Here is a 21,138-nt window from a genome sequence, read left to right as displayed (position 1 = left end):
AGAAGAAACGATGAGCAGGAAGATTTGGGCTGCTGTCGACGACTACATTGTCGAAGCTCTTTTCGAGGCGGATCCCGCTCTTGATGCCGTTCTGGCGGCCAACCATGATCAGGGCCTGCCGCCTATCGACGTTTCCCCGGCACAAGGCAAGCTGCTCTCACTTCTTGCGCGAATGCAGGGAGCGAGGAAGGTACTCGAAATCGGCACATTGGGCGGTTATTCGACAATCTGGATGGCGCGAGCATTGCCGATGGACGGCAAGGTCGTGACGCTCGAGCTTGATCCGCACCACGCCAGTGTCGCGCGGTCGAACTTTGAACGGGCAGGGGTGTCTGACCGTGTGGAACTGCGGGTCGGACCGGCGCTTCAATCGCTTGCGGCCTTAGGCGCCGAGAATGCCGGGCCGTTCGACTTCATCTTCATCGACGCCGACAAGCCGAACAACCCGCACTATCTGTCCTGGGCCATGCATCTTTCGAGGCCGGGGACCGTCATTGTCTGCGACAATGTCATCCGTGACGGCGCGGTGGTGAATGAAGATGGTCGCGATGCCAATGTCGAAGGGGCACGCGCGGCGTTCTCGTTCATCGGCAGCGACAAACGTCTGGAAGGCACCGCGATCCAGACTGTTGGCGCCAAGGGCTATGACGGCTTTGCAATAGCGATCGTTAATTGAATTTGTGCGGTGCGCCGGCCGGACCTGCGATCCGGCGGCGCCCACTGATCAATCGAAAAAAGCTTCCACCACATTGCGCTTGCCGAGCATGAAGGCGTCGGCGACGTGCTGCAGGGGCGCGAGATCGACGTCGGAGGTGCCGGCGCGCACGATCTCGGCGAAGCGCTTGTAGAGCATCGGGTATTCGGCTTCCGGCTCCTCGTGAACGACGCGGCCATCGATGGCAAGCTTTGAGCCGCCGCCAGAAAGCACCATCGATCCGGCCTCGGTATCGGCCAGGATGTCCCAGCTTTGCGGGCCGGTCTGACGCCAGTCGAGTTCCATCGTCACTGGCAGACCGTTCGAAGTGCGGAAAGCGATTTGGGCGGCGATCGGGGCCGCGCGGTTCTCGGGGAAATCGAGTTCTGCCGAGCTGATGAACATCGGCGGCAGGATGTGGGTAGCGATCGACAGGGCGTTGATGCCGGGATCGAACACGCCAAAGCCGCCGGGAGCCCAGATCCATTCCTGATTCGGATGCCAGCGGCGCACGTCTTCTTTCCAATTGATGGCGGCCGACCTGATCGTTGTCGATCCAAGGAATGCGCGCGCAGCTTCGACAGCCGGCGCATAGCGTGAATGCCAGCTGGCGAACAGGCAGACGCCGTTCGCTGTCGCCAGCGCCTTCAGGTCTTCGACCTCGCTGACCGTGGCGCCGGGCGGCTTTTCCAGGAAAACATGCTTTTTCGCCGCCAGCGCCAAGCGCGCGGCGTCGTAACGAAACTGCGGCGGCATGCACAGCGACACCGCCTCGAGCTCCGGCGTTGCGTCGAGCATCGCCTCGATCGTCGGGAAGTTCGGGATGTCCTCGACTTTGCCATGGCGGCTCGCTGCGGCAACCAGGCGATAATCCTGGTCCTTCGCCAGCGCCGGCAGATGCTGGTCACGGACGATCTTCCCCACGCCGACGATGCCGAGCTTGATGGGATTAGAGGACATGGGAGCTCCGCAGGTTGAGTGTGCTTGGTTTTGCCAGAGGTCGCTTCTTAGCAGAGAACTTGTGCCGGGCAAGTCGCCGGGCTTTGTCGCCGGCCCGTGAGATCGACCGCGATTCAGATCTCTTCAGATCGGCACATCGAACGTCACGATCGACACTTCGCCTTCGAGCGCGCCCTGATAGGCGGACAGATGCGGCTCCTCGTCCGGCACGCCGTCCAGGTCGCCGATCTGATCGAGCTCTGCCTCGGCATAACCTTCGGCGGCAAGCGATTCGAGAGCGCGGCGCACCGCCGAATCGTCGTCCGGTGCGACCAGCATCACATGCACGCCTTCCGGCTTGCCACCTTTGCGCTTCCACACCCGGCCGGTAATAATGGTGACCGGGCGCTCCTCATTGTCATTCACGGGTTCGTACCTCCGGGCGAGGGGGTTTGGGCTGCTCATGCCGCCTTTTCGCACGAAGCACGGCCTGGAAACAGCCGCAAGCCGGTCACTTTCTGGCTTCCTCTTGAAAAACGGCGCAAGAAAATTACATGCGCTTTTCGCATGGCTGCCACGCCTCGGGTTCAGCGCAATATTTGCCGCTCCGGGGTTGACGGACAGTGGCCATACGAGTAGAAGCCGCCCAGTCAGAACCGATGTGAGGCTCTTGCTTCCGAAGCGACACGCTTTGGAGTTTGCCTCAAACAGGGTTCGTTTTACGAGCGAAAAGACATTTCCGGCGTGCACGAAGCGGCTTCCGCTTCCTCTGCCATTTGTTCGGGCAAGACCGCGAGGCGCGGTTTGTGGCCCGAATTTGCGTATGGAAGTGACGCTTTGAGCGGCCCTGACCGGGCGAGATACGGAATTGAGAGACAAGAGGGTTTAATGCCTACCGTCAACCAGCTGATCCGCAAGCCGCGCATTGCGCCGGTGAAGCGCAACAAGGTCCCGGCCATGCAGCAGAACCCGCAGAAGCGGGGCGTCTGCACGCGCGTCTACACCACGACGCCGAAGAAGCCGAACTCGGCGCTGCGCAAGGTGGCCAAGATCCGCCTGACCAATGGTTTTGAAGTGATCGGTTACATCCCCGGCGAAGGCCACAACCTTCAGGAGCACTCGGTGGTGATGATCCGCGGCGGTCGCGTCAAGGATCTTCCGGGCGTCCGTTACCACATCATCCGCGGCGTGCTCGACACGCAAGGCGTGAAGAACCGCAAGCAGCGCCGTTCGAAATACGGCGCCAAGCGTCCGAAGTGACCGAAGCGTAGCCAAGGTCGTTCCGGGCGGCGTCAAGCGACGATCCGGGATCCAGGCCACCGCGTAGAATTGAGGCAGAGAAAAAATGTCCCGTCGTCACAGTGCAGAAAAGCGTGAGATCAATCCGGACCCCAAGTTCGGCGATCTGATCGTCACCAAGTTCATGAACGCCGTCATGTATGACGGCAAGAAGTCGGTTGCCGAGACCATCGTCTACGGCGCGCTCGACCAGGTTCAGTCCAAGACCAAGCAGGAGCCGGTCACCGTCTTCCATCAGGCGCTCGACAATGTCGCGCCGCATGTGGAAGTGCGTTCGCGCCGCGTCGGCGGCGCCACCTACCAGGTTCCAGTCGATGTGCGCCCCGAGCGCCGTCAGGCATTGGCCATCCGCTGGTTGATCGCCGCCGCCCGCAACCGCAACGAGACCACTATGGTCGACCGCCTCTCCGGCGAGCTGATGGACGCGGCCAACAACCGCGGCACCGCCGTCAAGAAGCGTGAAGACACCCACAAGATGGCAGAAGCCAACCGCGCTTTCGCGCACTACCGCTGGTAAAGCGCGAACGAGACTGAAGAGGCACCTCCCATGGCCCGCGAATATAAAATCGAAGACTACCGCAATTTCGGTATCATGGCGCACATCGACGCCGGCAAGACGACGACCACCGAGCGCGTCCTCTATTACACGGGCAAGTCGCACAAGATCGGCGAAGTCCACGACGGCGCTGCCACCATGGATTGGATGGAGCAGGAGCAGGAGCGCGGCATCACCATCACGTCGGCCGCGACCACGACCTTCTGGAAGGGTCGCGACGGCAAGATGCACCGCTTCAACATCATCGACACCCCCGGCCACGTCGACTTCACCATTGAAGTCGAGCGTTCGCTGCGCGTGCTCGACGGCGCCATTGCGCTGCTCGATGCCAATGCCGGTGTCGAGCCGCAGACGGAGACCGTCTGGCGCCAGGCCGACAAGTATCGCGTGCCGCGCATGATCTTCTGCAACAAGATGGACAAGATCGGCGCCGACTTCTACCGCTCGGTCGAGATGATCGGATCGCGCCTCGGTGCGCATGCCGTCGTCATGCAGCTGCCGATCGGCGCCGAGACCGAGTTCAAGGGTGTCGTCGACCTCGTCGAGATGAACGCGCTGGTCTGGCGCGACGAGACGCTGGGCGCTGCCTGGGACATCGTCGAGATCCCTGCCGACCTCAAGGCTCGTGCCGAAGAATACCGCGAGAAGATGATCGAGGCCGCCGTCGAAATGGACGAGACGGCGCTCGAGAATTACCTCGAAGGCAAGATGCCGAGCAACGACGAGATCCGTGCGCTCATCCGCAAGGGCACGATCGCGGTGAAGTTCTATCCGATGTTCTGCGGCTCGGCCTTCAAGAACAAGGGCGTGCAGCCGCTGCTCGACGCCGTCGTCGAATATCTGCCGTCGCCGGCCGATGTCCCGGCCATCAAGGGCGTCGACGCCAAGACCGACGCCGAGATCGAGCGTCATGCCGACGACAACGAGCCGCTGTCGATGCTTGCCTTCAAGATCATGAACGACCCGTTCGTCGGTTCGCTCACCTTTGCCCGCATCTATTCGGGCAAGCTCACCAAGGGCATCTCGGTCGACAACACCGTGAAGGGCAAGAAAGAGCGCATCGGCCGCATGCTGCAGATGCATGCGAATTCGCGCGCCGACGTCGAAGAGGCGTTTGCCGGCGACATCGTCGCCCTCGCTGGCCTCAAGGACACCACCACCGGCGACACGCTCAGTGATCCGCTGCATCCGGTCATCCTCGAGCGCATGGAATTCCCCGATCCGGTCATCCAGATCGCCATCGAGCCGAAGACCAAGAACGACCAGGAAAAGATGGGTCTCGCCCTTCACCGCCTGGCCGCCGAGGATCCGTCCTTCCGCGTCAAGACTGACGAGGAATCGGGCCAGACGATCATTTCCGGCATGGGCGAGCTTCACCTCGACATCATCGTCGACCGCATGCGCCGCGAGTTCAAGGTCGAGGCCAATGTCGGCGCGCCGCAGGTGGCCTACCGCGAGACGATCACCCGCAAGCACGAGCAGGACTACACGCACAAGAAGCAGACCGGCGGTACCGGCCAGTTCGCCCGCGTCAAGATCCTGTTCGAGCCGAATCCGGAAAGCAGCGAATTCGAGTTCGAAACCAAGATCGTCGGCGGCGCTGTGCCGAAGGAATACATCCCCGGTGTCGAAAAGGGCATCAACAGCGTCATGACCTCGGGCCCGTTCGCCGGCTTCCCGATGATCGGCGTCAAGGCGACGCTGATCGATGGCGCCTACCACGACGTGGACTCGTCGGTTCTGGCCTTCGAAATCGCCGGCCGCGCCTGCTTCCGTGAAGCAGCCCCCAAGCTTGGCGTGCAGTTGCTCGAGCCAATCATGAAGGTCGAAGTGGTGACGCCGGAAGATTACGTCGGCAGCGTTATCGGCGACCTGAACGGCCGTCGCGGCCAGATCCAGGGCCAGGAAGCCCGTGGCGTGGCTGTGGTCATCAACGCGATGGTGCCGCTCGCCAACATGTTCAAATACGTGGACAACCTTCGCTCGATGAGCCAGGGCCGCGCGGCCTACACGATGCAGTTCGACCACTACGAGCCGGTCCCGACCGCGGTCGCCCAGGAAGTCCAGAAGAAATACGCGTAACTCGAAACGAGTTGCATCAGTAACTTAATTCAAGGCCCGCACGGGCTGGCAGGAATGGAGAGATCACATGGCAAAAGGTAAATTCGAGCGCACTAAGCCTCATGTGAACATCGGCACGATTGGTCACGTCGATCATGGCAAGACGTCGCTGACGGCGGCGATCACCAAGTATTTTGGCGAATACAAGCGCTACGACCAGATCGATGCGGCGCCGGAAGAGAAGGCGCGCGGCATCACCATTTCGACGGCGCACGTCGAATACGAGACCGCCAACCGCCACTATGCCCATGTCGACTGCCCCGGCCACGCCGACTATGTGAAGAACATGATCACCGGTGCCGCGCAGATGGACGGCGCGATCCTGGTGGTGTCGGCCGCCGACGGCCCGATGCCGCAGACCCGCGAGCACATCCTTTTGGCCCGCCAGGTCGGCGTGCCCTCGATCGTGGTGTTCTTGAACAAGGTCGACCAGGTCGACGACGCCGAGCTGCTCGAGCTGGTCGAGCTCGAGGTGCGTGAGCTTTTGACCAAGAACGAGTTCCCCGGCGACGACATTCCGATCGTCAAGGGTTCGGCGCTTGCCGCCCTTGAAGATTCCGACAAGAAGATCGGCGAGGACGCCATCCGCGAACTGATGGCTGCGGTCGATGCCTACATTCCGACGCCGGTTCGTCCGCTCGACAAGCCGTTCCTGATGCCGATCGAGGACGTGTTCTCGATCTCGGGCCGTGGCACGGTTGTGACCGGCCGCGTCGAGCGCGGCGTCGTCAAGGTCGGCGAGGAGCTGGAGATCGTCGGCATCCGTCCGACCACCAAGACGACCTGCACGGGCGTCGAGATGTTCCGCAAGCTGCTCGACCAGGGCCAGGCCGGCGACAACATCGGCGCGCTGCTGCGCGGTGTCGACCGTGAAGGCGTCGAGCGCGGCCAGGTCCTGGCCAAGCCCGGCACCGTCAAGCCGCACAAGAAATTCGTTGCCGAAGCCTACATCCTGACCAAGGACGAGGGCGGCCGCCACACGCCGTTCTTCACCAACTACCGTCCGCAGTTCTATTTCCGCACGACGGACGTGACCGGCATCGTGTCGCTGCCGGAAGGCACCGAGATGGTGATGCCGGGCGACAACATCACCGTCGATGTCGAGCTGATCGTGCCGATCGCCATGGAAGAGAAGCTGCGCTTCGCCATCCGTGAAGGCGGCCGCACCGTCGGTGCCGGCATCGTCGTCACCATCAAAGAGTAATTTGGACTTAAACCGATCTGTCGCGGGCGCTGCCCGCGCCGCGCCAGAACAAGGAAGTGACGCATGAACGGACAGAATATCCGCATCCGCCTGAAGGCGTTTGATCACCGGGTGCTCGACGCCTCGACACGGGAAATCGTGTCGACCGCCAAGCGCACCGGCGCCAACGTCCGCGGCCCCATTCCGCTGCCGACGCGGATCGAAAAGTTCACGGTCAACCGGTCGCCTCACGTCGACAAGAAGAGCCGCGAGCAGTTCGAGATGCGCACGCACAAGCGTCTGCTCGACATTGTCGACCCGACCCCGCAGACGGTCGATGCTTTGATGAAGCTCGACCTGGCCGCCGGTGTCGACGTCGAGATCAAGCTCTAAGGAACCAGAGGTCAGCGGGGCGACCCGGAACTCTGAAGGAACAAGAGGCGTGGAGGGGCGACAGCCCCGACAGGGAACTCTAAAGGAATTGAACCGATGCGTTCAGGTGTGATTGCAAAGAAGGTGGGAATGACCCGCATCTACAACGATGCCGGGGAACATGTTCCCGTCACTGTTCTCCAGATGGAGAACTGCCAGGTCGTGGCGCAGCGCACGCAGGAGAAGAACGGCTATACCGCCGTCCAGCTCGGCGTTGGCCTTGCCAAGGTGAAGAACACGTCGAAGGCGATGCGCGGCCATTTCGCGACCGCTTCCGTCGAGCCCAAGGCCAAGGTTGCCGAGTTTCGCGTCTCTGCCGACAACATGATCGATGTTGGCGCCGAGATCACCGTCGAGCACTTCGTCGTCGGCCAGAAGGTCGATGTGACGGGCACCACGATCGGCAAGGGCTTCCAGGGCGTCATCAAGCGGCACCACATGGGTGGCGGCCGCGCAACGCACGGCAACTCGGTGTCGCACCGTACACACGGCTCGACCGGCCAGCGCCAGGATCCGGGCAAGGTGTTCAAGGGCAAGCATATGGCCGGCCACATGGGCGACACCCGCGTCACCACGCAGAATGTCGAGGTCGTCTCGACCGACGCCGATCGCGGCCTGATCCTGATCCGCGGTGCGGTCCCGGGTTCGAAGGGTGCATGGATCCTGGTCCGCGACGCGGCCAAGGTGGCGCTTCCGGCCAATGCGCCGAAGCCCGCCGCGATCCGCGCCCTTGCGACTGACGGTGCCGCCACGAACGAGGCCCCGGCCACAGAGGGAGCGGAATAATGGACCTCAAGATTACAACGCTTGGCGGCAAGGACGCCGGCAAGCTGAAGCTCTCCGAAGAGATTTTCGGCCTCGATCCGCGCGAGGACATCCTGCAGCGCGTCGTGCGCTGGCAGCTTGCCAAGAAGCAGCAGGGCACGCACAAGGCCAAGGGTCGCGCGGAAATCGCCCGCACCGGCGCCAAGATGTACAAGCAGAAGGGTACGGGCCGCGCCCGTCACCATTCGGCTCGCGCTCCGCAGTTCCGCGGCGGCGGCAAGGCCCACGGCCCGGTCGTGCGCAGCCACGAGCACGATCTGCCTAAGAAGGTGCGTGCGCTCGGCCTGAAGCATGCGCTTTCGGCCAAGGCCAAGAGCGCGTCGATCATCATCATCGACGAGCTGAAGCTGACCGAGGCCAAGACCAAGGCGCTGATCGCGAATTTCGCGACGCTGGGCCTGAGCAACGCCCTGGTGATTGGCGGCGCCGAGCTTGACAAGAACTTCAAGCTGGCAGCGACCAACATCCCGAACATCGACGTGCTGCCCATCCAGGGCATCAACGTCTACGACATTCTGCGCCGCGGCACGCTGGTCCTTTCCAAGGCCGCCGTCGAGGCTCTCGAGGAGCGCTTCAAATGACCGACCTTCGTCATTACGACGTGATCGTCTCGCCGGCGATCACCGAAAAGTCGACCATGGCTTCCGACCAGAACCAGGTCGTCTTCAACGTCGCCAAGAAGGCGTCGAAGCCGGAAATCAAGGCCGCCGTCGAAGCGCTGTTCGGCGTCAAGGTGATGGCCGTGAACACGCTTGTCCGCAAGGGCAAGATCAAGCGCTTCCGCGGCACGATCGGCCGCCAGAGCGACGTCAAGAAGGCGGTTGTGACGCTGGCCGAAGGCCAGTCGATCGACGTCGCGACGGGTCTCTGAGCAAGGTCGCGAGGACAGAACAATGGCACTGAAAAAATTCAACCCGGTAACGCCGAGCACCCGTCAGCTGGTCATCGTCGATCGGTCGGGCCTCTACAAGGGCAAGCCCGTCAAGGGCCTGACCGAAGGCCTGACCAAGTCGGGCGGCCGCAACAATTACGGCCGCATCACAGCCCGCTTCATCGGCGGCGGTCACAAGCGCACCTACCGCATCATCGACTTCAAGCGCCGCAAGTTCGACGTCGTCGGCACGGTCGAGCGCATCGAGTACGATCCGAACCGCACCGCCTTCATCGCGCTGATCAAGTATGACGATGGCGAGCTGTCCTACATCATCGCCCCGCAGCGTCTGGCTCCCGGCGACAAGATCGTGGCCGGTGAATCGGTCGACGTGAAGCCGGGCAACGCGATGCCGCTGGCCTCGATGCCGGTCGGCACGATCGTCCACAATATCGAGCTGAAGCCCGGCAAGGGCGCTCAGGTCGCCCGTTCGGCCGGCGGTTATGGCCAGCTCGTCGGCCGCGACCAGGGCATGGCGATCCTGCGCCTCAATTCGGGCGAGCAGCGTGTCGTCCACGGCTCCTGCATGGCCACTGTGGGCGCCGTGTCTAACCCGGACCACGGCAACATCAATGACGGCAAGGCAGGCCGCACCGTGTGGCGCGGCAAACGTCCGCACAATCGCGGCGTGACCATGAACCCGGTCGACCATCCACATGGCGGCGGCGAAGGCCGCACCTCGGGTGGCCGCCATCCGGTTTCGCCCTGGGGCAAGCCGACCAAGGGCAAGAAGACGCGGTCCAACAAGGCGACCGACAAGTTCATCCTGCGCTCGCGCCATCAGCGCAAGAGCTAAGAAGAGGTAACGCCAAGTGACTCGTTCGATTTGGAAAGGCCCCTTCATCGACGGCTACCTTCTGAAGAAGGTGGACAAGGTTCGTGAAGGTGGTCGCAATGAGGTGATCAAGATGTGGAGCCGCCGCTCCACCATCCTGCCGCAGTTCGTCGGCTTCACCTTCGGTGTCTACAACGGCCAGAAGCACGTTCCCGTCTCGGTGAACGAGGACATGGTCGGTCACAAGTTCGGTGAATTCGCTCCGACCCGGACCTATTACGGTCACGGCGCGGATAAGAAGGCGAAGAGGAAATAATCATGGGCAAGGCCAAAGCTCCGCGCAGGCTTGCTGACAACGAAGCGCGCGCCGTGTTGCGCACGATCCGTATCAGCCCGCAGAAGCTGAACCTGGTTGCCGCGCTGATCCGCGGCAAGAAGGTCGCGACAGCGCTTTCCGACCTCGAATTCTCGGCCAAGCGGATTTCCGGCACGGTCAAGAAGACGCTGGAATCGGCGATCGCCAACGCGGAAAACAACCACGACCTCGACGTCGATGCGCTGATCGTGGCGGAAGCCTATGTCGGCAAGTCGATCGTCATGAAGCGGTTCCATGCCCGTGGCCGTGGGCGCGCCAGCCGTATCGAGAAGCCGTTCTCGCACCTCACGATCGTCGTTCGTGAAGTCGAAGAAAAAGGGGAGGCCGCATAATGGGCCAGAAAGTCAATCCGATCGGTCTGCGTCTCGGCATCAACCGCACCTGGGATTCGCGCTGGTTCGCGAACACCGGCGAGTACGGCAAGCTGCTGCACGAGGACATCAAGATCCGCAAATATCTTGAGAAGGAACTCAAGCAGGCTGCGATCTCGAAGGTCGTGATCGAGCGTCCGCACAAGAAGTGCCGCGTCACCATCCATGCGGCGCGTCCGGGCCTGATCATCGGCAAGAAGGGCGCCGACATCGAGAAGCTTCGCAAGAAGCTGATGGAGATGACCAAGTCCGAGACGCATCTGAACATCGTCGAAGTGCGCAAGCCGGAGATCGACGCGACCTTGGTCGCCCAGTCGATCGCCCAGCAGCTCGAGCGCCGCATCGCGTTCCGCCGCGCCATGAAGCGTGCCGTGCAGTCGGCGATGCGCCTCGGTGCCGAAGGCATCCGCATCAACTGCGCCGGCCGTCTCGGCGGCGCCGAGATCGCGCGCATGGAATGGTATCGCGAAGGCCGCGTGCCGCTGCATACGCTGCGTGCCGACGTCGACTACGGCACGGCCGAGGCGAATACGGCCTACGGCATCTGCGGCGTCAAGGTCTGGGTGTTCAAGGGCGAAATCCTCGAGCACGACCCGATGGCTTCGGAGCGCCGCGCCACCGAGGGCGATCATGCGCATGGCGGTGGTGGTGAGCGCGAACGCGGTCGCCGTCGCGAAAACGCGTAAGACATTTAGGAATTTGGAGTTAGAACGATGCTGCAGCCAAAGCGCACAAAGTTCCGCAAGCAGTTCAAGGGCCGCATCCACGGTACCGCCAAGGGCGGCACCAACCTGGATTTCGGTGGTTTCGGGCTGAAGGCGCTTGAGCCGAACCGCGTCACCGCGCGTGAGATCGAGGCGGCCCGCCGCGCGATCACCCGCGAGATGAAGCGTGCCGGCCGCGTGTGGATCCGTATCTTCCCGGACGTGCCGGTGACGTCGAAGCCGACCGAAGTCCGTATGGGTAAGGGCAAGGGCGCGGTCGACTACTGGGCGGCACGCGTCAAGCCGGGCCGCATCATGTTCGAGATCGACGGCGTCAACGAGGAAACCGCCCGTGAGGCGCTGCGTCTCGGCGCGGCCAAGCTCTCGGTCAGGACGCGCTTCGTACAGCGCATCGCAGAATAAGGACGGGCTGATCATGAAAGCCGAAGACATCCGGACCAAGACCCAGGACCAGCTGACCGACGACCTGGCCAGCCTGAAGAAGGAGCAGTTCAACCTGCGCTTTCAGAAGGCCACCGGCCAGCTTGAGAAGACCGCGCGCGTGAGGCAGGTCCGCAAGGACATTGCGCGTATCAAGACCATCGCTGCGGAAAAGTCCGCGGCCAAGAAGGCTTAAGGACGAAAACCATGCCAAAGCGCATTCTGCAGGGCACCGTCGTCAGCGACAAGAACGAGAAGACGGTTGTCGTCAAGGTCGAACGGCGCTTCACGCATCCCGTGATGAAGAAGACCGTGCGCATGACCAAGAAGTACAAGGCGCACGACGAGAACAACGCCCACAAGGTCGGCGATCAGGTGTTCATCCAGGAATCGAAGCCGATTTCCAAGGACAAGCGCTGGGTCGTGGTGTCTTCGGACCAGGCCTGATCAGGGCCAACGAAACGAATTTTGGACAGACCGGGGAGGGGTGAGAAACCCGTCCCGTTAGAAAAGAAGAAGGCGGCCAGTCATGATTCAGATGCAAACAAACCTCGACGTCGCGGATAATTCCGGCGCCCGTCGTGTCATGTGCATCAAGGTGCTGGGCGGCTCGAAGCGGAAATACGCTTCCGTGGGCGACATCATCGTGGTGTCGATCAAGGAAGCCATCCCGCGCGGCCGCGTCAAGAAGGGCGATGTGATGAAGGCGGTCGTGGTTCGCACGGCCAAGGACATCCGCCGCCCGGACGGCAGCGTGATCCGTTTCGACAAGAACGCAGCCGTTCTCGTCGACAACAAGAAAGAGCCGATCGGCACGCGTATCTTCGGACCGGTTCCGCGCGAACTCCGCGCCAAGAACCACATGAAGATCATCTCGCTCGCGCCTGAAGTGCTGTAAGGAGCCGGACCAATGCAGAAGATTAGAAAAGGCGACAAGGTCGTCGTGCTGGCCGGCAGGGACAAGGGCCGTTCGGGCGAAGTCCTCTCGGTACAGCCGAAGGACGACACCGCGCTGGTGCGCGGCGTCAACCTGATCCGTCGTCACCAGAAGCAGTCCCAGTCCCAAGAGGGCGGGATCATCACCAAGGAAGCGCCGATCCAGCTGTCGAACATCGCGCTGGCCGACCCCAAGGATGGCAAGCCGACCCGCGTCGGCTTCATCTTCCAGAAGGACGGCAAGAAGGTGCGCGTCGCCAAGCGCTCGGGAGAAGTCATCAATGGCTAAGGCTCAAACCAAGCAGGCAACTGCCCAGAACACGCCGCGCCTCAAGCAGGTCTACAACGAGACCATCCGCAAGGCGCTGCAGGAGCAGTTCGGCTACGAGAACGAGATGCAGGTTCCGCGCATCGACAAGATCGTGCTGAACATGGGCGTCGGCGAGGCGACCGGCGATTCGAAGAAGCCTTCGATCGCGGCGGAAGACCTTGCGATGATCGCCGGCCAGAAGGCCGTCGTCACCCGCGCCCGCAACTCGATCGCCGGCTTCAAGGTCCGCGAGAAGATGCCGATCGGCGCCAAGGTCACGCTGCGCAAGGAACGCATGTACGAGTTCCTCGACCGCCTCGTGAACATCGCACTGCCGCGCGTCCGCGACTTCCGCGGACTTAATCCGAAGAGCTTCGATGGCCGTGGCAACTATGCCATGGGCATCAAGGAACACATCGTGTTTCCGGAGATCAACTACGACAAGGTTGATCAGATCTGGGGCATGGACGTCATCGTTTGTACGACTGCGAAGACGGACGACGAAGCCAGGGCATTGCTCAAGGCCTTCAACTTCCCCTTCCGCCAGTAACGGCAGCGAGAAAAGGAAAAATCTGAAATGGCAAAGACCAGCTCAGTCGAGAAGAACAACAGGCGCCGCAAGCTTGCGGACCAGTTCGCTGCCAAGCGCGAGGTGCTCAAGGCGATCATCATGGATCAGTCCAAGCCGATGGAAGAGCGCTTCCGCGCCCAGCTGAAGCTTTCGGCGCTGCCGCGCAACTCGGCCAAGACCCGCATCCGCAACCGCTGCGAAGTCACCGGACGTCCGCGTGCCTATTATCGCAAGCTCAAAGTATCGCGTATCGCGCTTCGTGATCTCGGCAATAACGGCCAGATCCCGGGCCTGGTCAAGTCGAGCTGGTAAGGAGGACATAACATGTCATTGAGCGATCCTCTCGGCGATATGCTGACCCGCATCCGCAACGCGTATGGCCGCAAGAAGTCGAGCGTTTCGACGCCGGCCTCGCGCCTGCGTACCCGCGTCCTCGACGTGCTGAAGGCGGAAGGCTATATCCGCGACTACAGCCAGACCGACTTCGACAACGGCAAGTCCGAAATCGAGATCGAGCTGAAGTATTTCGATGGTGCGCCGGTGGTGCGCGAAATCGCTCGGGTCTCGAAGCCCGGCCGCCGCGTCTACGTTTCGGCCAAGTCGATACCGCACGTCGCCAACGGCCTCGGCATCGCCATCCTTTCGACGCCGAAGGGCGTGATGGCCGACCACGAAGCGCGTGAACAGAATGTCGGCGGGGAAATCCTCTGCCAGATCTTCTGATCTGGTATGTGACCCGGTTGGAAACAGGTTTTCGGGATCTAGTCCCGAAAGCCGAGACCTGAAACAAGAGAAGTGACGAGGACAACAAAATGTCTCGTATTGGAAAGAAACCCGTTTCGCTGCCGCAGGGCGTGACCGCGACCGTCAACGGCCAGACCGTGACGGCGAAGGGTCCGAAGGGCGAGCTGAAGTTCGTGGTGAACGACGAAGTGCTGGTCAAGATGGAAGGCAGCGAGATCGCTGTCCAGCCGCGCGACCAGACCAAGACTGCCCGTTCCAAGTGGGGCATGTCGCGCACGCAGATCGTCAACATCCTGCAGGGCGTCAAGGACGGCTTCGAAAAGAAGCTCGAGATCACCGGCGTCGGCTATCGTGCCGCCATGCAGGGCAAGAACCTGCAGCTGGCGCTCGGCTTCAGCCATGACGTCGTCTACGAGACGCCGCAGGGCGTGACGATTTCGGTGCCGAAGCCGACGGAAATCACGGTGACCGGCATCGACAAGCAGCAGGTCGGCCAGGTTGCCGCCGAGATCCGCGAGTATCGCAGCCCCGAGCCCTACAAGGGCAAGGGTGTCCGCTATGCCGGCGAGAAGATCGTCCGCAAGGAAGGCAAGAAGAAGTAATTTTAACGCCGCGGGGAGCGGTCGCGGGAGGTTTGTCCTACCGCATATGGTTGCCCCCGTTTTTTGAAGGCAAGGAATTGATATCATGGGCTCGAAAGAATCCACCCAACGCCGCGCCCAGCGCGTCCGCCGCCAGATCAAGAAGGTTGCCGGCGATCGTCCGCGCTTGTCGGTCCATCGCACGTCGAAGAACATCTATGTCCAGGTGATCGACGACGCCAAGGGCCACACCATCGCGGCTGCTTCGACGCTCGAGAAGGAGCTCAAGGGCTCGCTCAAGACCGGCGCCGACACCGCGGCTGCAGCTGCCATCGGAAAGCTGATCGCCGAACGCGCCTCGAAGGCCGGCGTCAAGGAAGTCGTCTTCGACCGCGGCGCCTATATCTACCACGGCCGCGTCAAGGCGCTGGCCGAGGCTGCCCGTGAAGGTGGTCTGAGCTTCTAGAAGCATGATCCCGAACCGAAGGTCAGCGCAGCAAAAAGTTGCAGACTTTTCGGATAAGATCATGCGAAGGAAAAAAGAGTTTTCGCCCCCGGCGACCCGCAGAGGTGCCGGATATCATCATCAACCGTGCTTCCGGAAAAAAACAAGGAACAGGATATGGCACAGGAACGTAGGGATGGCGGCCGCGGCCGTGATCGCGAAGAGCGCGACGACGGCATGGTCGACAAGCTCGTCCACATCAACCGTGTCGCCAAAGTCGTCAAGGGCGGCCGGCGCTTCGGCTTTGCGGCACTTGTCGTCGTCGGCGACCAGAAGGGCCGCGTCGGCTTCGGCCACGGCAAGGCGCGCGAAGTGCCGGAGGCGATCCGCAAGGCGACCGAATCGGCCAAGCGCGACATGATCTTCGTGCCGCTACGCTCGGGCCGTACGCTGCACCACGACGTCGAGGGACGCTGGGGCGCGGGACGCGTTCTGCTGCGCGCCGCCAAGCAAGGTACCGGCATCATCGCCGGCGGCCCGATGCGCGCCGTTTTCGAGACGCTCGGCATGCATGACGTGGTCGCCAAGTCGATGGGTTCTTCGAACCCCTACAACATGGTTCGTGCCACTTTCGACGCGCTGAAGAGCCAGATGCATCCGAAGGATGTGGCTGCCGCGCGCGGCATCAAGTATTCGACCCTTCAGGCCCGCCGCGGCACCGCCGTTGCGGCTGAAGAATAGTCGACGCTGACCAGGGATTTGACCATGGCCAAGAAAGCAACCAAGACCATCACCGTCGAGCAGATCGGTTCGCCGATCCGCCGGCCGAAGGAGCAGCGGGCAACGCTGGTCGGCCTCGGCCTCAACAAGATGCACAAGCAGCGCACGCTGGAGGATACGCCCTCGGTGCGCGGCATGATCGCTGCCGTCCAGCATCTCGTCCGCGTCGTGGACGAGGGCTGAGCCAGAGCGCAGGAGAACCCAGATGAAACTCAATGATCTGCGTGACAAGGACGGCGCGACGCACTCCAAGAAGCGTCTCGGCCGTGGCATCGGTTCCGGTTCGGGCAAGACCGCCGGTCGCGGCGTCAAGGGCCAGAAGGCGCGCTCCGGCGTCGCCGTCAACGGCTTCGAGGGTGGCCAGATGCCGCTCTACCGCCGCCTGCCGAAGCGCGGCTTCAACAATATCTTCGCCAAGAGCTTCACCGTCGTGTCGCTGGCCCGCATCCAGGCGGCGCTCGATGCCAAGAAGCTCGACGCCAAGACAGTTGTAACGGCCGAGGCGCTGGTTGCGGCTGGCGTCATCCGTCGCGTCAAGGACGGCGTGCGCATCCTTTCGGACGGCGACATCAAGGCCAAGCTTGCCTTCGACGTTGCCGGTGCTTCCAAGGCCGCGGTCGAGAAGATCGAAAAGGCCGGCGGCTCGGTGAAGTTGCCTGAGCAGGCAGCCGCCGAGTAACGGCAATTTGAAGCACGGTCGGCAAAGGTGGAATTCGGTTTTGCCTGCGGTCGTGTTTTGATCCGACAGATGTGGCGGCCGCATCAACGCGGCCGCTTGCATGTTTGCAGTCCGGAGCTTATCTCGTGAGCTTCGGTGACACGCGCCGCCTGAGCTGCGGGCATCGAGCGTGACCAAGCGGAGAATCAGGCATGGCTTCGGCTGCTGAACAACTGGCCTCGAATCTGAATTTTTCGGCCTTCGCCAAAGCCGAGGATCTGAAGAAGCGCATCTGGTTCACCATCGGTGCGCTGCTCGTCTACCGCCTTGGCACCTATATTCCGCTGCCCGGCATCAATCCCGACGCTTTCGCCCAGGCCTTCTCGTCGCAGAGCAAGGGCGTGCTCGGCATGTTCAACATGTTCGCCGGCGGTGCCGTGCAGCGCATGGCGATCTTTGCCCTCGGCATCATGCCCTATATCTCGGCCTCCATCATCATGCAGCTGATGACCTCGGTCATTCCGTCGCTGGAAGCGCTGAAGAAGGAAGGCGAGCAGGGCCGCAAGATCATCAACCAGTACACGCGCTACGGCACCGTGCTTCTGGCGCTGGTTCAGGCGTACGGCATTTCGGTCGGGCTTGAGGGCGGCAACGGCATCGTCAACGATCCCGGCATGTTCTTCCGCATCTCTACCGTCGTCACGCTGGTCGGCGGCACCATGTTCCTGATGTGGCTTGGCGAGCAGATCACTGCTCGCGGCATCGGCAACGGCATTTCGCTGATCATCTTCTCCGGCATCGTCGCCGGCCTGCCGCGCGCCATCTCCGGCACGCTGGAGCTTGGCCGCACCGGCGCCTTGTCGACCGGCCTGATCCTGGCGATCATCGTGCTGGCCATCATCGTCATCGCGCTGATCGTCTTCTTCGAGCGCGCCCAGCGCCGCCTGCTGATCCAGTATCCCAAGCGCCAAGTCGGCAATCGCATGTTCCAGGGCGATACCTCGCATCTGCCGCTGAAGCTTAACACCTCCGGCGTCATTCCGCCGATCTTCGCCTCGTCGCTGCTGCTGCTTCCGGCAACGGTTGCCGGCTTCTCGCAGACCACCAATATGCCTGCATGGGCCAGCACCATCCTGGCGGCGCTCGGCCACGGCCAGCCGCTCTATATGGCCTTCTACGCGGCGATGATCGTGTTCTTCGCCTTCTTCTATACGGCGATCGTCTTCAATCCGAAGGACACCGCCGACCAGCTCAAGAAGCATTCGGGCTTCATCCCGGGCTATCGTCCGGGCGAGCGCACTGCGGACTATATTGACTATGTGCTCACCCGCATCACCGTCGTCGGCGCCATTTATCTGGTGCTGGTGTGTCTGCTGCCCGAGTTCCTGATTTCAGCGACTGGCGTACCGTTCTACCTTGGTGGCACTTCGCTCCTGATCGTGGTCAGTGTAACGCTCGATACGGTGGCGCAGATTCAGGGTCACCTGATCGCGCACCAGTATGAGGGCCTGATCAAGAAGTCGAAGCTGCGCGGGGGGAAAAAGGCCAGATGAGGTTGATATTGCTTGGACCGCCGGGGGCGGGCAAGGGGACACAAGCACTAAGACTGGTAGAACGACACGGCATCCCACAGCTTTCCACGGGGGACATGCTGCGTGCTGCTGTCCAGGCTGGCACCGAAGTCGGCAAGCGCGCCAAGGCGGTAATGGACGCTGGCGAACTGGTGTCCGACGCTATCGTCAACGCCATCGTGGCCGAGCGCATCGATCAAGCTGATTGCGCAAACGGCTTCATCCTTGACGGGTACCCGCGAACCCTGGTGCAAGCGGACGCCGTTGAGGAAATGCTGTCGGATCGCGGACTGGAGCTAGACGCGGTCATCGAATTTGTTGTCGACGACAAGGCGCTGGTTGGCCGAATCGTCAAGCGCGCCGAAGAAGCCAAGGCCGCAGGCCTGCCGGTGCGCAAGGACGACAGTCCAGCGGTGTTCGAAGAACGCTTGAGGGAATACTACAAGAAAACCTCGCCGCTGATCGGCTACTACTACGCCAAGGGCAAACTCAGGGGCGTCGATGGCATGGCCGACATCGATGCGGTGACGCAGCAGATCGAGGCGGTGCTCAGGGCGAGGACCCGGAAAGTCGGCCAGGCGGCCGGCTAGAGAATCGAACGATTGCGCTTGACTGGAGCGGTCCGCTGGGGTATGGCGGCCCGTCTTCCTATCAGGCATGAGGCTTGCTTGTCCGCAAGGGCAAGGCAGGCCGCTTTGAACTGGAAACTCCCGCAAGGGCCGGCCTCCACCGGACGCGGGGCAACTTGAAGCGCCGGCTCATCCGGCCTATATGGAGAAGAGAAGAACATGGCTCGTATAGCCGGCGTCAATATTCCGACCAACAAGCGCGTCGTCATCGCGCTTCAATACATTCACGGCATTGGCAAGAAGTTCGCCCAGGAGATCGTCGACAAGGTCGGCATCCCGGCCGAGCGCCGCGTCAACCAGCTGACCGACGCGGAAGTGCTGCAGATCCGCGAGACCATCGATCGTGATTACCAGGTCGAGGGCGACCTGCGCCGCGAAGTTTCGATGAATATCAAGCGGCTCATGGACCTCGGCTGCTACCGCGGCCTGCGTCACCGCCGCTCGCTGCCGGTTCGTGGTCAGCGCACGCATACCAATGCGCGCACCCGCAAGGGCCCGGCCAAGTCGATTGCCGGAAAGAAGAAGTAATTTGTGAATGGTCAAGGGTGAATAGTGAATGGTGACGAAGGCCAAGAGCCGACGTTGTGGCCATTCACCATTTTACCATTCACCATTCACCAGGTGGAGCCGCTGGCATTACGGCGGTGTAGAGATCAACTGAAAGGACCATCATGGCCAAGGAAGCCGCTCGTGTTCGCCGTCGCGAACGCAAGAACATCTCGTCGGGCGTTGCCCACGTCAATTCGACCTTCAACAACACGATGATCACCATCACCGACGCGCAGGGTAACTCGATTGCCTGGTCGTCGGCCGGAGCCCAGGGCTTCAAGGGATCGCGCAAATCGACCCCGTTCGCTGCCCAGATGGCCGCAGAAGATGTTGCCAAGAAGGCCCAGGAACACGGCATGCGCATGCTCGAGGTCGAGGTCTGTGGACCCGGCTCCGGTCGTGAATCGGCGCTGCGCGCGCTGCAGGCTGCCGGCTTCACCATCACCTCGATCCGTGATGTGACGCCGATCCCGCACAATGGCTGCCGCCCGCGCAAGAAGCGCCGCGTCTAATGCATGTCGCCCAAAAGTGTAAAGCGGTTTTGGGGCAGCGACATGCATAAAAGCAAAAACCTAAAGCGCGACGCGCTTTAGAATTTACCGAACGCCGCGCGAGCGCCTCAAGGGCGCTCCTCCACGGCATTCCAGGTCGCCCGCCACGATTGGATGGTGGCGGGACAACGGAAGGAAAGCACTATGATCCAGAAAAATTGGCAAGAACTGATCAAGCCGAACAAGATCGAGTTCTCGTCGAAGAAGAAGACGCTGACCACGCTGGTCGCCGAGCCGCTCGAGCGCGGCTTCGGCCTCACCCTCGGCAACGCGCTGCGCCGCGTGCTTCTGTCTTCGCTGCGTGGCGCGGCTGTAACCGCCGTGCAGATCGACGGCGTTCTGCATGAATTCTCGTCCATCGCCGGCGTCCGCGAGGACGTGACCGACATCGTTTTGAATATCAAGGAAATCGCCATCCGCATGGAAGGCGACGGCCCCAAGCGCATGGTCGTCCGCAAGCAGGGACCGGGCGCGGTTCTCGCCGGCGACATCCAGACGGTCGGCGACGTCGAGATCCTCAATCCCGACCACGTCATCTGCACGCTGGACGAAGGCGCTGAAATCCGCATGGAATTCACCGTCGATACCGGCAAGGGCTATGTGCCGGCCGACCGTAACCGCGCCGAGGACGCGCCGATCGGGCTGATCCCCGTCGACAGCCTGTATTCGCCGGTCAAGAAGGTCTCCTACAAGGTCGAGAACACCCGCGAGGGCCAGGTTCTCGACTATGACAAGCTGACCATGACCATCGAGACCGACGGTTCGATTTCGGGCGAGGACGCGGTGGCCTTCGCCGCTCGCATCCTGCAGGACCAGCTCGGCCTGTTCGTCAATTTCGACGAGCCGCAGAAGGAAGTCGCCGCCGAACAGGTTACCGAGCTTGCCTTCAACCCGGCGCTGCTCAAGAAGGTCGACGAGCTCGAGCTTTCGGTGCGTTCGGCCAACTGTCTGAAGAACGACAACATCGTCTATATCGGCGACCTGATTCAGAAGACCGAAGCCGAGATGCTGCGCACCCCGAACTTCGGCCGCAAGTCGCTGAACGAGATCAAGGAAGTCCTGGCGGCGATGGGCCTGCATCTCGGCATGGAAGTGCCGGACTGGCCGCCGGAAAACATCGAAGACCTCGCCAAGCGTTACGAAGATCAATATTGAGGCTTGAGAGA

The 21,138-nt window shown here is 62.0% G+C and carries 33 protein-coding genes; 31 read left to right on the top strand and 2 right to left on the bottom strand.

Features of this window, described 5'->3' with window-relative positions; translation table 11 throughout:
* Positions 1-10: 10 nt before the first annotated feature.
* Complete coding sequence (locus NKJ55_RS18010; RefSeq protein ID WP_352451052.1) at positions 11-676, top strand: O-methyltransferase; 666 nt, start codon at positions 11-13, stop codon at positions 674-676.
* Positions 677-724: 48 nt separating this feature from the next.
* Here NKJ55_RS18010 and NKJ55_RS18005 read toward each other — a convergent pair whose 3' ends face one another.
* Together NKJ55_RS18005 and NKJ55_RS18000 are read right to left on the bottom strand one after the other, a co-directional pair.
* The gene (locus NKJ55_RS18005; protein ID WP_352451051.1) at positions 725-1,654 is read right to left on the bottom strand and encodes a Gfo/Idh/MocA family protein; all 930 of its coding nucleotides are present in this window, start codon (positions 1,652-1,654) and stop codon (positions 725-727) included.
* Between the two features lie 123 nt (positions 1,655-1,777).
* Entirely contained in the window at positions 1,778-2,059 is a 282-nt protein-coding gene (locus NKJ55_RS18000; RefSeq protein ID WP_254817147.1) for a transcriptional regulator, read from the bottom strand.
* Positions 2,060-2,521: 462 nt separating this feature from the next.
* Between NKJ55_RS18000 and rpsL the strand changes: the two genes are divergently transcribed.
* From rpsL to NKJ55_RS17850, 30 genes are all read left to right on the top strand, one after another.
* Positions 2,522-2,893, top strand: coding sequence for a 30S ribosomal protein S12 (rpsL, locus tag NKJ55_RS17995; RefSeq protein ID WP_006333356.1), 372 nt, complete (start codon positions 2,522-2,524; stop codon positions 2,891-2,893).
* 85 nt (positions 2,894-2,978) lie between these two features.
* On the top strand, positions 2,979-3,449 hold the full coding sequence (gene rpsG / locus NKJ55_RS17990) for a 30S ribosomal protein S7 (RefSeq protein WP_008875664.1): 471 nt from the start codon (positions 2,979-2,981) through the stop codon (positions 3,447-3,449).
* 30 nt (positions 3,450-3,479) lie between these two features.
* The gene (gene fusA, locus NKJ55_RS17985; RefSeq protein ID WP_023680448.1) at positions 3,480-5,570 is read left to right on the top strand and encodes an elongation factor G; all 2,091 of its coding nucleotides are present in this window, start codon (positions 3,480-3,482) and stop codon (positions 5,568-5,570) included.
* Positions 5,571-5,637: 67 nt separating this feature from the next.
* Entirely contained in the window at positions 5,638-6,813 is a 1,176-nt protein-coding gene (tuf, locus tag NKJ55_RS17980; RefSeq protein WP_254817137.1) for an elongation factor Tu, read from the top strand.
* A 63-nt stretch (positions 6,814-6,876) separates the two neighbouring features.
* Complete coding sequence (gene rpsJ, locus NKJ55_RS17975; protein WP_006205468.1) at positions 6,877-7,185, top strand: 30S ribosomal protein S10; 309 nt, start codon at positions 6,877-6,879, stop codon at positions 7,183-7,185.
* A gap of 96 nt (positions 7,186-7,281) precedes the next feature.
* Positions 7,282-8,010, top strand: a complete 729-nt coding sequence (gene rplC, locus NKJ55_RS17970; RefSeq protein WP_352451050.1) for a 50S ribosomal protein L3 — start codon at positions 7,282-7,284, stop codon at positions 8,008-8,010.
* Positions 8,010-8,630: a 50S ribosomal protein L4 gene (gene rplD / locus NKJ55_RS17965; protein ID WP_023675140.1), complete on the top strand. Its 621-nt coding sequence runs from the start codon at positions 8,010-8,012 to the stop codon at positions 8,628-8,630. The genes rplC and rplD overlap by 1 nt, the downstream gene beginning before the upstream one ends.
* Positions 8,627-8,920, top strand: a complete 294-nt coding sequence (locus NKJ55_RS17960) for a 50S ribosomal protein L23 (RefSeq protein ID WP_352451048.1) — start codon at positions 8,627-8,629, stop codon at positions 8,918-8,920. Before rplD ends, NKJ55_RS17960 begins: the two co-directional genes overlap by 4 nt.
* Positions 8,921-8,942: 22 nt before the next feature.
* Positions 8,943-9,776 (top strand): 50S ribosomal protein L2, encoded by an 834-nt coding sequence (gene rplB / locus NKJ55_RS17955; RefSeq protein ID WP_023675138.1) that lies wholly within the window; start codon positions 8,943-8,945, stop codon positions 9,774-9,776.
* A gap of 16 nt (positions 9,777-9,792) precedes the next feature.
* Entirely contained in the window at positions 9,793-10,071 is a 279-nt protein-coding gene (rpsS, locus tag NKJ55_RS17950; protein ID WP_006205463.1) for a 30S ribosomal protein S19, read from the top strand.
* Between the two features lie 2 nt (positions 10,072-10,073).
* Positions 10,074-10,463 (top strand): 50S ribosomal protein L22, encoded by a 390-nt coding sequence (gene rplV / locus NKJ55_RS17945; protein WP_006205462.1) that lies wholly within the window; start codon positions 10,074-10,076, stop codon positions 10,461-10,463.
* Positions 10,463-11,188, top strand: a complete 726-nt coding sequence (gene rpsC / locus NKJ55_RS17940) for a 30S ribosomal protein S3 (RefSeq protein ID WP_023675137.1) — start codon at positions 10,463-10,465, stop codon at positions 11,186-11,188. The genes rplV and rpsC overlap by 1 nt, the downstream gene beginning before the upstream one ends.
* A gap of 27 nt (positions 11,189-11,215) precedes the next feature.
* Entirely contained in the window at positions 11,216-11,629 is a 414-nt protein-coding gene (rplP, locus tag NKJ55_RS17935) for a 50S ribosomal protein L16 (protein ID WP_006205460.1), read from the top strand.
* Positions 11,630-11,642: 13 nt separating this feature from the next.
* Positions 11,643-11,843, top strand: a complete 201-nt coding sequence (gene rpmC / locus NKJ55_RS17930) for a 50S ribosomal protein L29 (protein WP_006205459.1) — start codon at positions 11,643-11,645, stop codon at positions 11,841-11,843.
* An 11-nt stretch (positions 11,844-11,854) separates the two neighbouring features.
* Positions 11,855-12,094 (top strand): 30S ribosomal protein S17, encoded by a 240-nt coding sequence (rpsQ, locus tag NKJ55_RS17925; RefSeq protein WP_023675136.1) that lies wholly within the window; start codon positions 11,855-11,857, stop codon positions 12,092-12,094.
* Between the two features lie 82 nt (positions 12,095-12,176).
* A complete protein-coding gene (rplN, locus tag NKJ55_RS17920) occupies positions 12,177-12,545 on the top strand; it encodes a 50S ribosomal protein L14 (protein ID WP_006205457.1) in 369 nt (122 codons plus the stop codon).
* 12 nt (positions 12,546-12,557) lie between these two features.
* Positions 12,558-12,872, top strand: a complete 315-nt coding sequence (rplX, locus tag NKJ55_RS17915) for a 50S ribosomal protein L24 (RefSeq protein WP_352451047.1) — start codon at positions 12,558-12,560, stop codon at positions 12,870-12,872.
* Positions 12,865-13,443 carry a 50S ribosomal protein L5 gene (gene rplE / locus NKJ55_RS17910; RefSeq protein ID WP_008875670.1) on the top strand — a complete coding sequence of 193 codons (579 nt, stop codon included), beginning with the start codon at positions 12,865-12,867 and terminating at the stop codon, positions 13,441-13,443. Before rplX ends, rplE begins: the two co-directional genes overlap by 8 nt.
* Positions 13,444-13,470: 27 nt before the next feature.
* Positions 13,471-13,776, top strand: a complete 306-nt coding sequence (rpsN, locus tag NKJ55_RS17905; protein WP_352451046.1) for a 30S ribosomal protein S14 — start codon at positions 13,471-13,473, stop codon at positions 13,774-13,776.
* A 12-nt stretch (positions 13,777-13,788) separates the two neighbouring features.
* Positions 13,789-14,187: a 30S ribosomal protein S8 gene (rpsH, locus tag NKJ55_RS17900; RefSeq protein ID WP_006205453.1), complete on the top strand. Its 399-nt coding sequence runs from the start codon at positions 13,789-13,791 to the stop codon at positions 14,185-14,187.
* Positions 14,188-14,276: 89 nt separating this feature from the next.
* Positions 14,277-14,810, top strand: coding sequence for a 50S ribosomal protein L6 (rplF, locus tag NKJ55_RS17895; protein ID WP_023675133.1), 534 nt, complete (start codon positions 14,277-14,279; stop codon positions 14,808-14,810).
* Positions 14,811-14,895: 85 nt separating this feature from the next.
* Positions 14,896-15,255 (top strand): 50S ribosomal protein L18, encoded by a 360-nt coding sequence (gene rplR, locus NKJ55_RS17890; protein WP_023675132.1) that lies wholly within the window; start codon positions 14,896-14,898, stop codon positions 15,253-15,255.
* A gap of 156 nt (positions 15,256-15,411) precedes the next feature.
* Positions 15,412-15,975, top strand: a complete 564-nt coding sequence (gene rpsE, locus NKJ55_RS17885) for a 30S ribosomal protein S5 (RefSeq protein ID WP_006333394.1) — start codon at positions 15,412-15,414, stop codon at positions 15,973-15,975.
* Positions 15,976-15,999: 24 nt separating this feature from the next.
* Positions 16,000-16,197, top strand: coding sequence for a 50S ribosomal protein L30 (gene rpmD / locus NKJ55_RS17880; protein ID WP_006205449.1), 198 nt, complete (start codon positions 16,000-16,002; stop codon positions 16,195-16,197).
* Between the two features lie 22 nt (positions 16,198-16,219).
* Complete coding sequence (gene rplO / locus NKJ55_RS17875) at positions 16,220-16,693, top strand: 50S ribosomal protein L15 (protein ID WP_352451045.1); 474 nt, start codon at positions 16,220-16,222, stop codon at positions 16,691-16,693.
* Positions 16,694-16,884: 191 nt separating this feature from the next.
* A complete protein-coding gene (gene secY, locus NKJ55_RS17870; protein WP_023675130.1) occupies positions 16,885-18,225 on the top strand; it encodes a preprotein translocase subunit SecY in 1,341 nt (446 codons plus the stop codon).
* Positions 18,222-18,833: an adenylate kinase gene (locus NKJ55_RS17865; RefSeq protein WP_352451044.1), complete on the top strand. Its 612-nt coding sequence runs from the start codon at positions 18,222-18,224 to the stop codon at positions 18,831-18,833. Before secY ends, NKJ55_RS17865 begins: the two co-directional genes overlap by 4 nt.
* Positions 18,834-19,031: 198 nt before the next feature.
* Positions 19,032-19,400: a 30S ribosomal protein S13 gene (gene rpsM / locus NKJ55_RS17860; RefSeq protein WP_006205445.1), complete on the top strand. Its 369-nt coding sequence runs from the start codon at positions 19,032-19,034 to the stop codon at positions 19,398-19,400.
* A 143-nt stretch (positions 19,401-19,543) separates the two neighbouring features.
* Positions 19,544-19,933, top strand: a complete 390-nt coding sequence (gene rpsK / locus NKJ55_RS17855) for a 30S ribosomal protein S11 (RefSeq protein ID WP_006205444.1) — start codon at positions 19,544-19,546, stop codon at positions 19,931-19,933.
* A 183-nt stretch (positions 19,934-20,116) separates the two neighbouring features.
* Entirely contained in the window at positions 20,117-21,127 is a 1,011-nt protein-coding gene (locus tag NKJ55_RS17850; RefSeq protein WP_023675128.1) for a DNA-directed RNA polymerase subunit alpha, read from the top strand.
* The last annotated feature ends 11 nt before the right edge of the window (positions 21,128-21,138 follow it).

The sequence above is a fragment of the Mesorhizobium sp. M0106 genome, assembly GCF_040322715.1.
In the GTDB taxonomy this organism is placed as follows: Bacteria; Pseudomonadota; Alphaproteobacteria; order Rhizobiales; family Rhizobiaceae; genus Mesorhizobium.
This window is presented reverse-complemented; position numbering and strand designations above follow the sequence as displayed.

Coding starts and splice junctions, on each gene's coding strand:
- rpsM (WP_006205445.1), top strand. CDS start 19,032: ATGGCTCGTATAGCCGGCGTCAATATTCCGACCAACAAGCGCGTCGTC.
- tuf (WP_254817137.1), top strand. CDS start 5,638: ATGGCAAAAGGTAAATTCGAGCGCACTAAGCCTCATGTGAACATCGGC.
- rpmC (WP_006205459.1), top strand. CDS start 11,643: ATGAAAGCCGAAGACATCCGGACCAAGACCCAGGACCAGCTGACCGAC.
- rplB (WP_023675138.1), top strand. CDS start 8,943: ATGGCACTGAAAAAATTCAACCCGGTAACGCCGAGCACCCGTCAGCTG.
- NKJ55_RS17865 (WP_352451044.1), top strand. CDS start 18,222: ATGAGGTTGATATTGCTTGGACCGCCGGGGGCGGGCAAGGGGACACAA.
- rpsJ (WP_006205468.1), top strand. CDS start 6,877: ATGAACGGACAGAATATCCGCATCCGCCTGAAGGCGTTTGATCACCGG.
- rplR (WP_023675132.1), top strand. CDS start 14,896: ATGGGCTCGAAAGAATCCACCCAACGCCGCGCCCAGCGCGTCCGCCGC.
- rplF (WP_023675133.1), top strand. CDS start 14,277: ATGTCTCGTATTGGAAAGAAACCCGTTTCGCTGCCGCAGGGCGTGACC.
- rpsE (WP_006333394.1), top strand. CDS start 15,412: ATGGCACAGGAACGTAGGGATGGCGGCCGCGGCCGTGATCGCGAAGAG.
- rplV (WP_006205462.1), top strand. CDS start 10,074: ATGGGCAAGGCCAAAGCTCCGCGCAGGCTTGCTGACAACGAAGCGCGC.
- rpmD (WP_006205449.1), top strand. CDS start 16,000: ATGGCCAAGAAAGCAACCAAGACCATCACCGTCGAGCAGATCGGTTCG.
- rpsC (WP_023675137.1), top strand. CDS start 10,463: ATGGGCCAGAAAGTCAATCCGATCGGTCTGCGTCTCGGCATCAACCGC.
- rpsH (WP_006205453.1), top strand. CDS start 13,789: ATGTCATTGAGCGATCCTCTCGGCGATATGCTGACCCGCATCCGCAAC.
- rpsN (WP_352451046.1), top strand. CDS start 13,471: ATGGCAAAGACCAGCTCAGTCGAGAAGAACAACAGGCGCCGCAAGCTT.
- NKJ55_RS17850 (WP_023675128.1), top strand. CDS start 20,117: ATGATCCAGAAAAATTGGCAAGAACTGATCAAGCCGAACAAGATCGAG.
- fusA (WP_023680448.1), top strand. CDS start 3,480: ATGGCCCGCGAATATAAAATCGAAGACTACCGCAATTTCGGTATCATG.
- NKJ55_RS18010 (WP_352451052.1), top strand. CDS start 11: ATGAGCAGGAAGATTTGGGCTGCTGTCGACGACTACATTGTCGAAGCT.
- rplC (WP_352451050.1), top strand. CDS start 7,282: ATGCGTTCAGGTGTGATTGCAAAGAAGGTGGGAATGACCCGCATCTAC.
- rplX (WP_352451047.1), top strand. CDS start 12,558: ATGCAGAAGATTAGAAAAGGCGACAAGGTCGTCGTGCTGGCCGGCAGG.
- NKJ55_RS18005 (WP_352451051.1), bottom strand. CDS start 1,654: ATGTCCTCTAATCCCATCAAGCTCGGCATCGTCGGCGTGGGGAAGATC.
- rplD (WP_023675140.1), top strand. CDS start 8,010: ATGGACCTCAAGATTACAACGCTTGGCGGCAAGGACGCCGGCAAGCTG.
- rplP (WP_006205460.1), top strand. CDS start 11,216: ATGCTGCAGCCAAAGCGCACAAAGTTCCGCAAGCAGTTCAAGGGCCGC.
- rpsG (WP_008875664.1), top strand. CDS start 2,979: ATGTCCCGTCGTCACAGTGCAGAAAAGCGTGAGATCAATCCGGACCCC.
- rplO (WP_352451045.1), top strand. CDS start 16,220: ATGAAACTCAATGATCTGCGTGACAAGGACGGCGCGACGCACTCCAAG.
- rplE (WP_008875670.1), top strand. CDS start 12,865: ATGGCTAAGGCTCAAACCAAGCAGGCAACTGCCCAGAACACGCCGCGC.
- secY (WP_023675130.1), top strand. CDS start 16,885: ATGGCTTCGGCTGCTGAACAACTGGCCTCGAATCTGAATTTTTCGGCC.
- rpsK (WP_006205444.1), top strand. CDS start 19,544: ATGGCCAAGGAAGCCGCTCGTGTTCGCCGTCGCGAACGCAAGAACATC.
- rplN (WP_006205457.1), top strand. CDS start 12,177: ATGATTCAGATGCAAACAAACCTCGACGTCGCGGATAATTCCGGCGCC.
- rpsQ (WP_023675136.1), top strand. CDS start 11,855: ATGCCAAAGCGCATTCTGCAGGGCACCGTCGTCAGCGACAAGAACGAG.
- NKJ55_RS17960 (WP_352451048.1), top strand. CDS start 8,627: ATGACCGACCTTCGTCATTACGACGTGATCGTCTCGCCGGCGATCACC.
- rpsL (WP_006333356.1), top strand. CDS start 2,522: ATGCCTACCGTCAACCAGCTGATCCGCAAGCCGCGCATTGCGCCGGTG.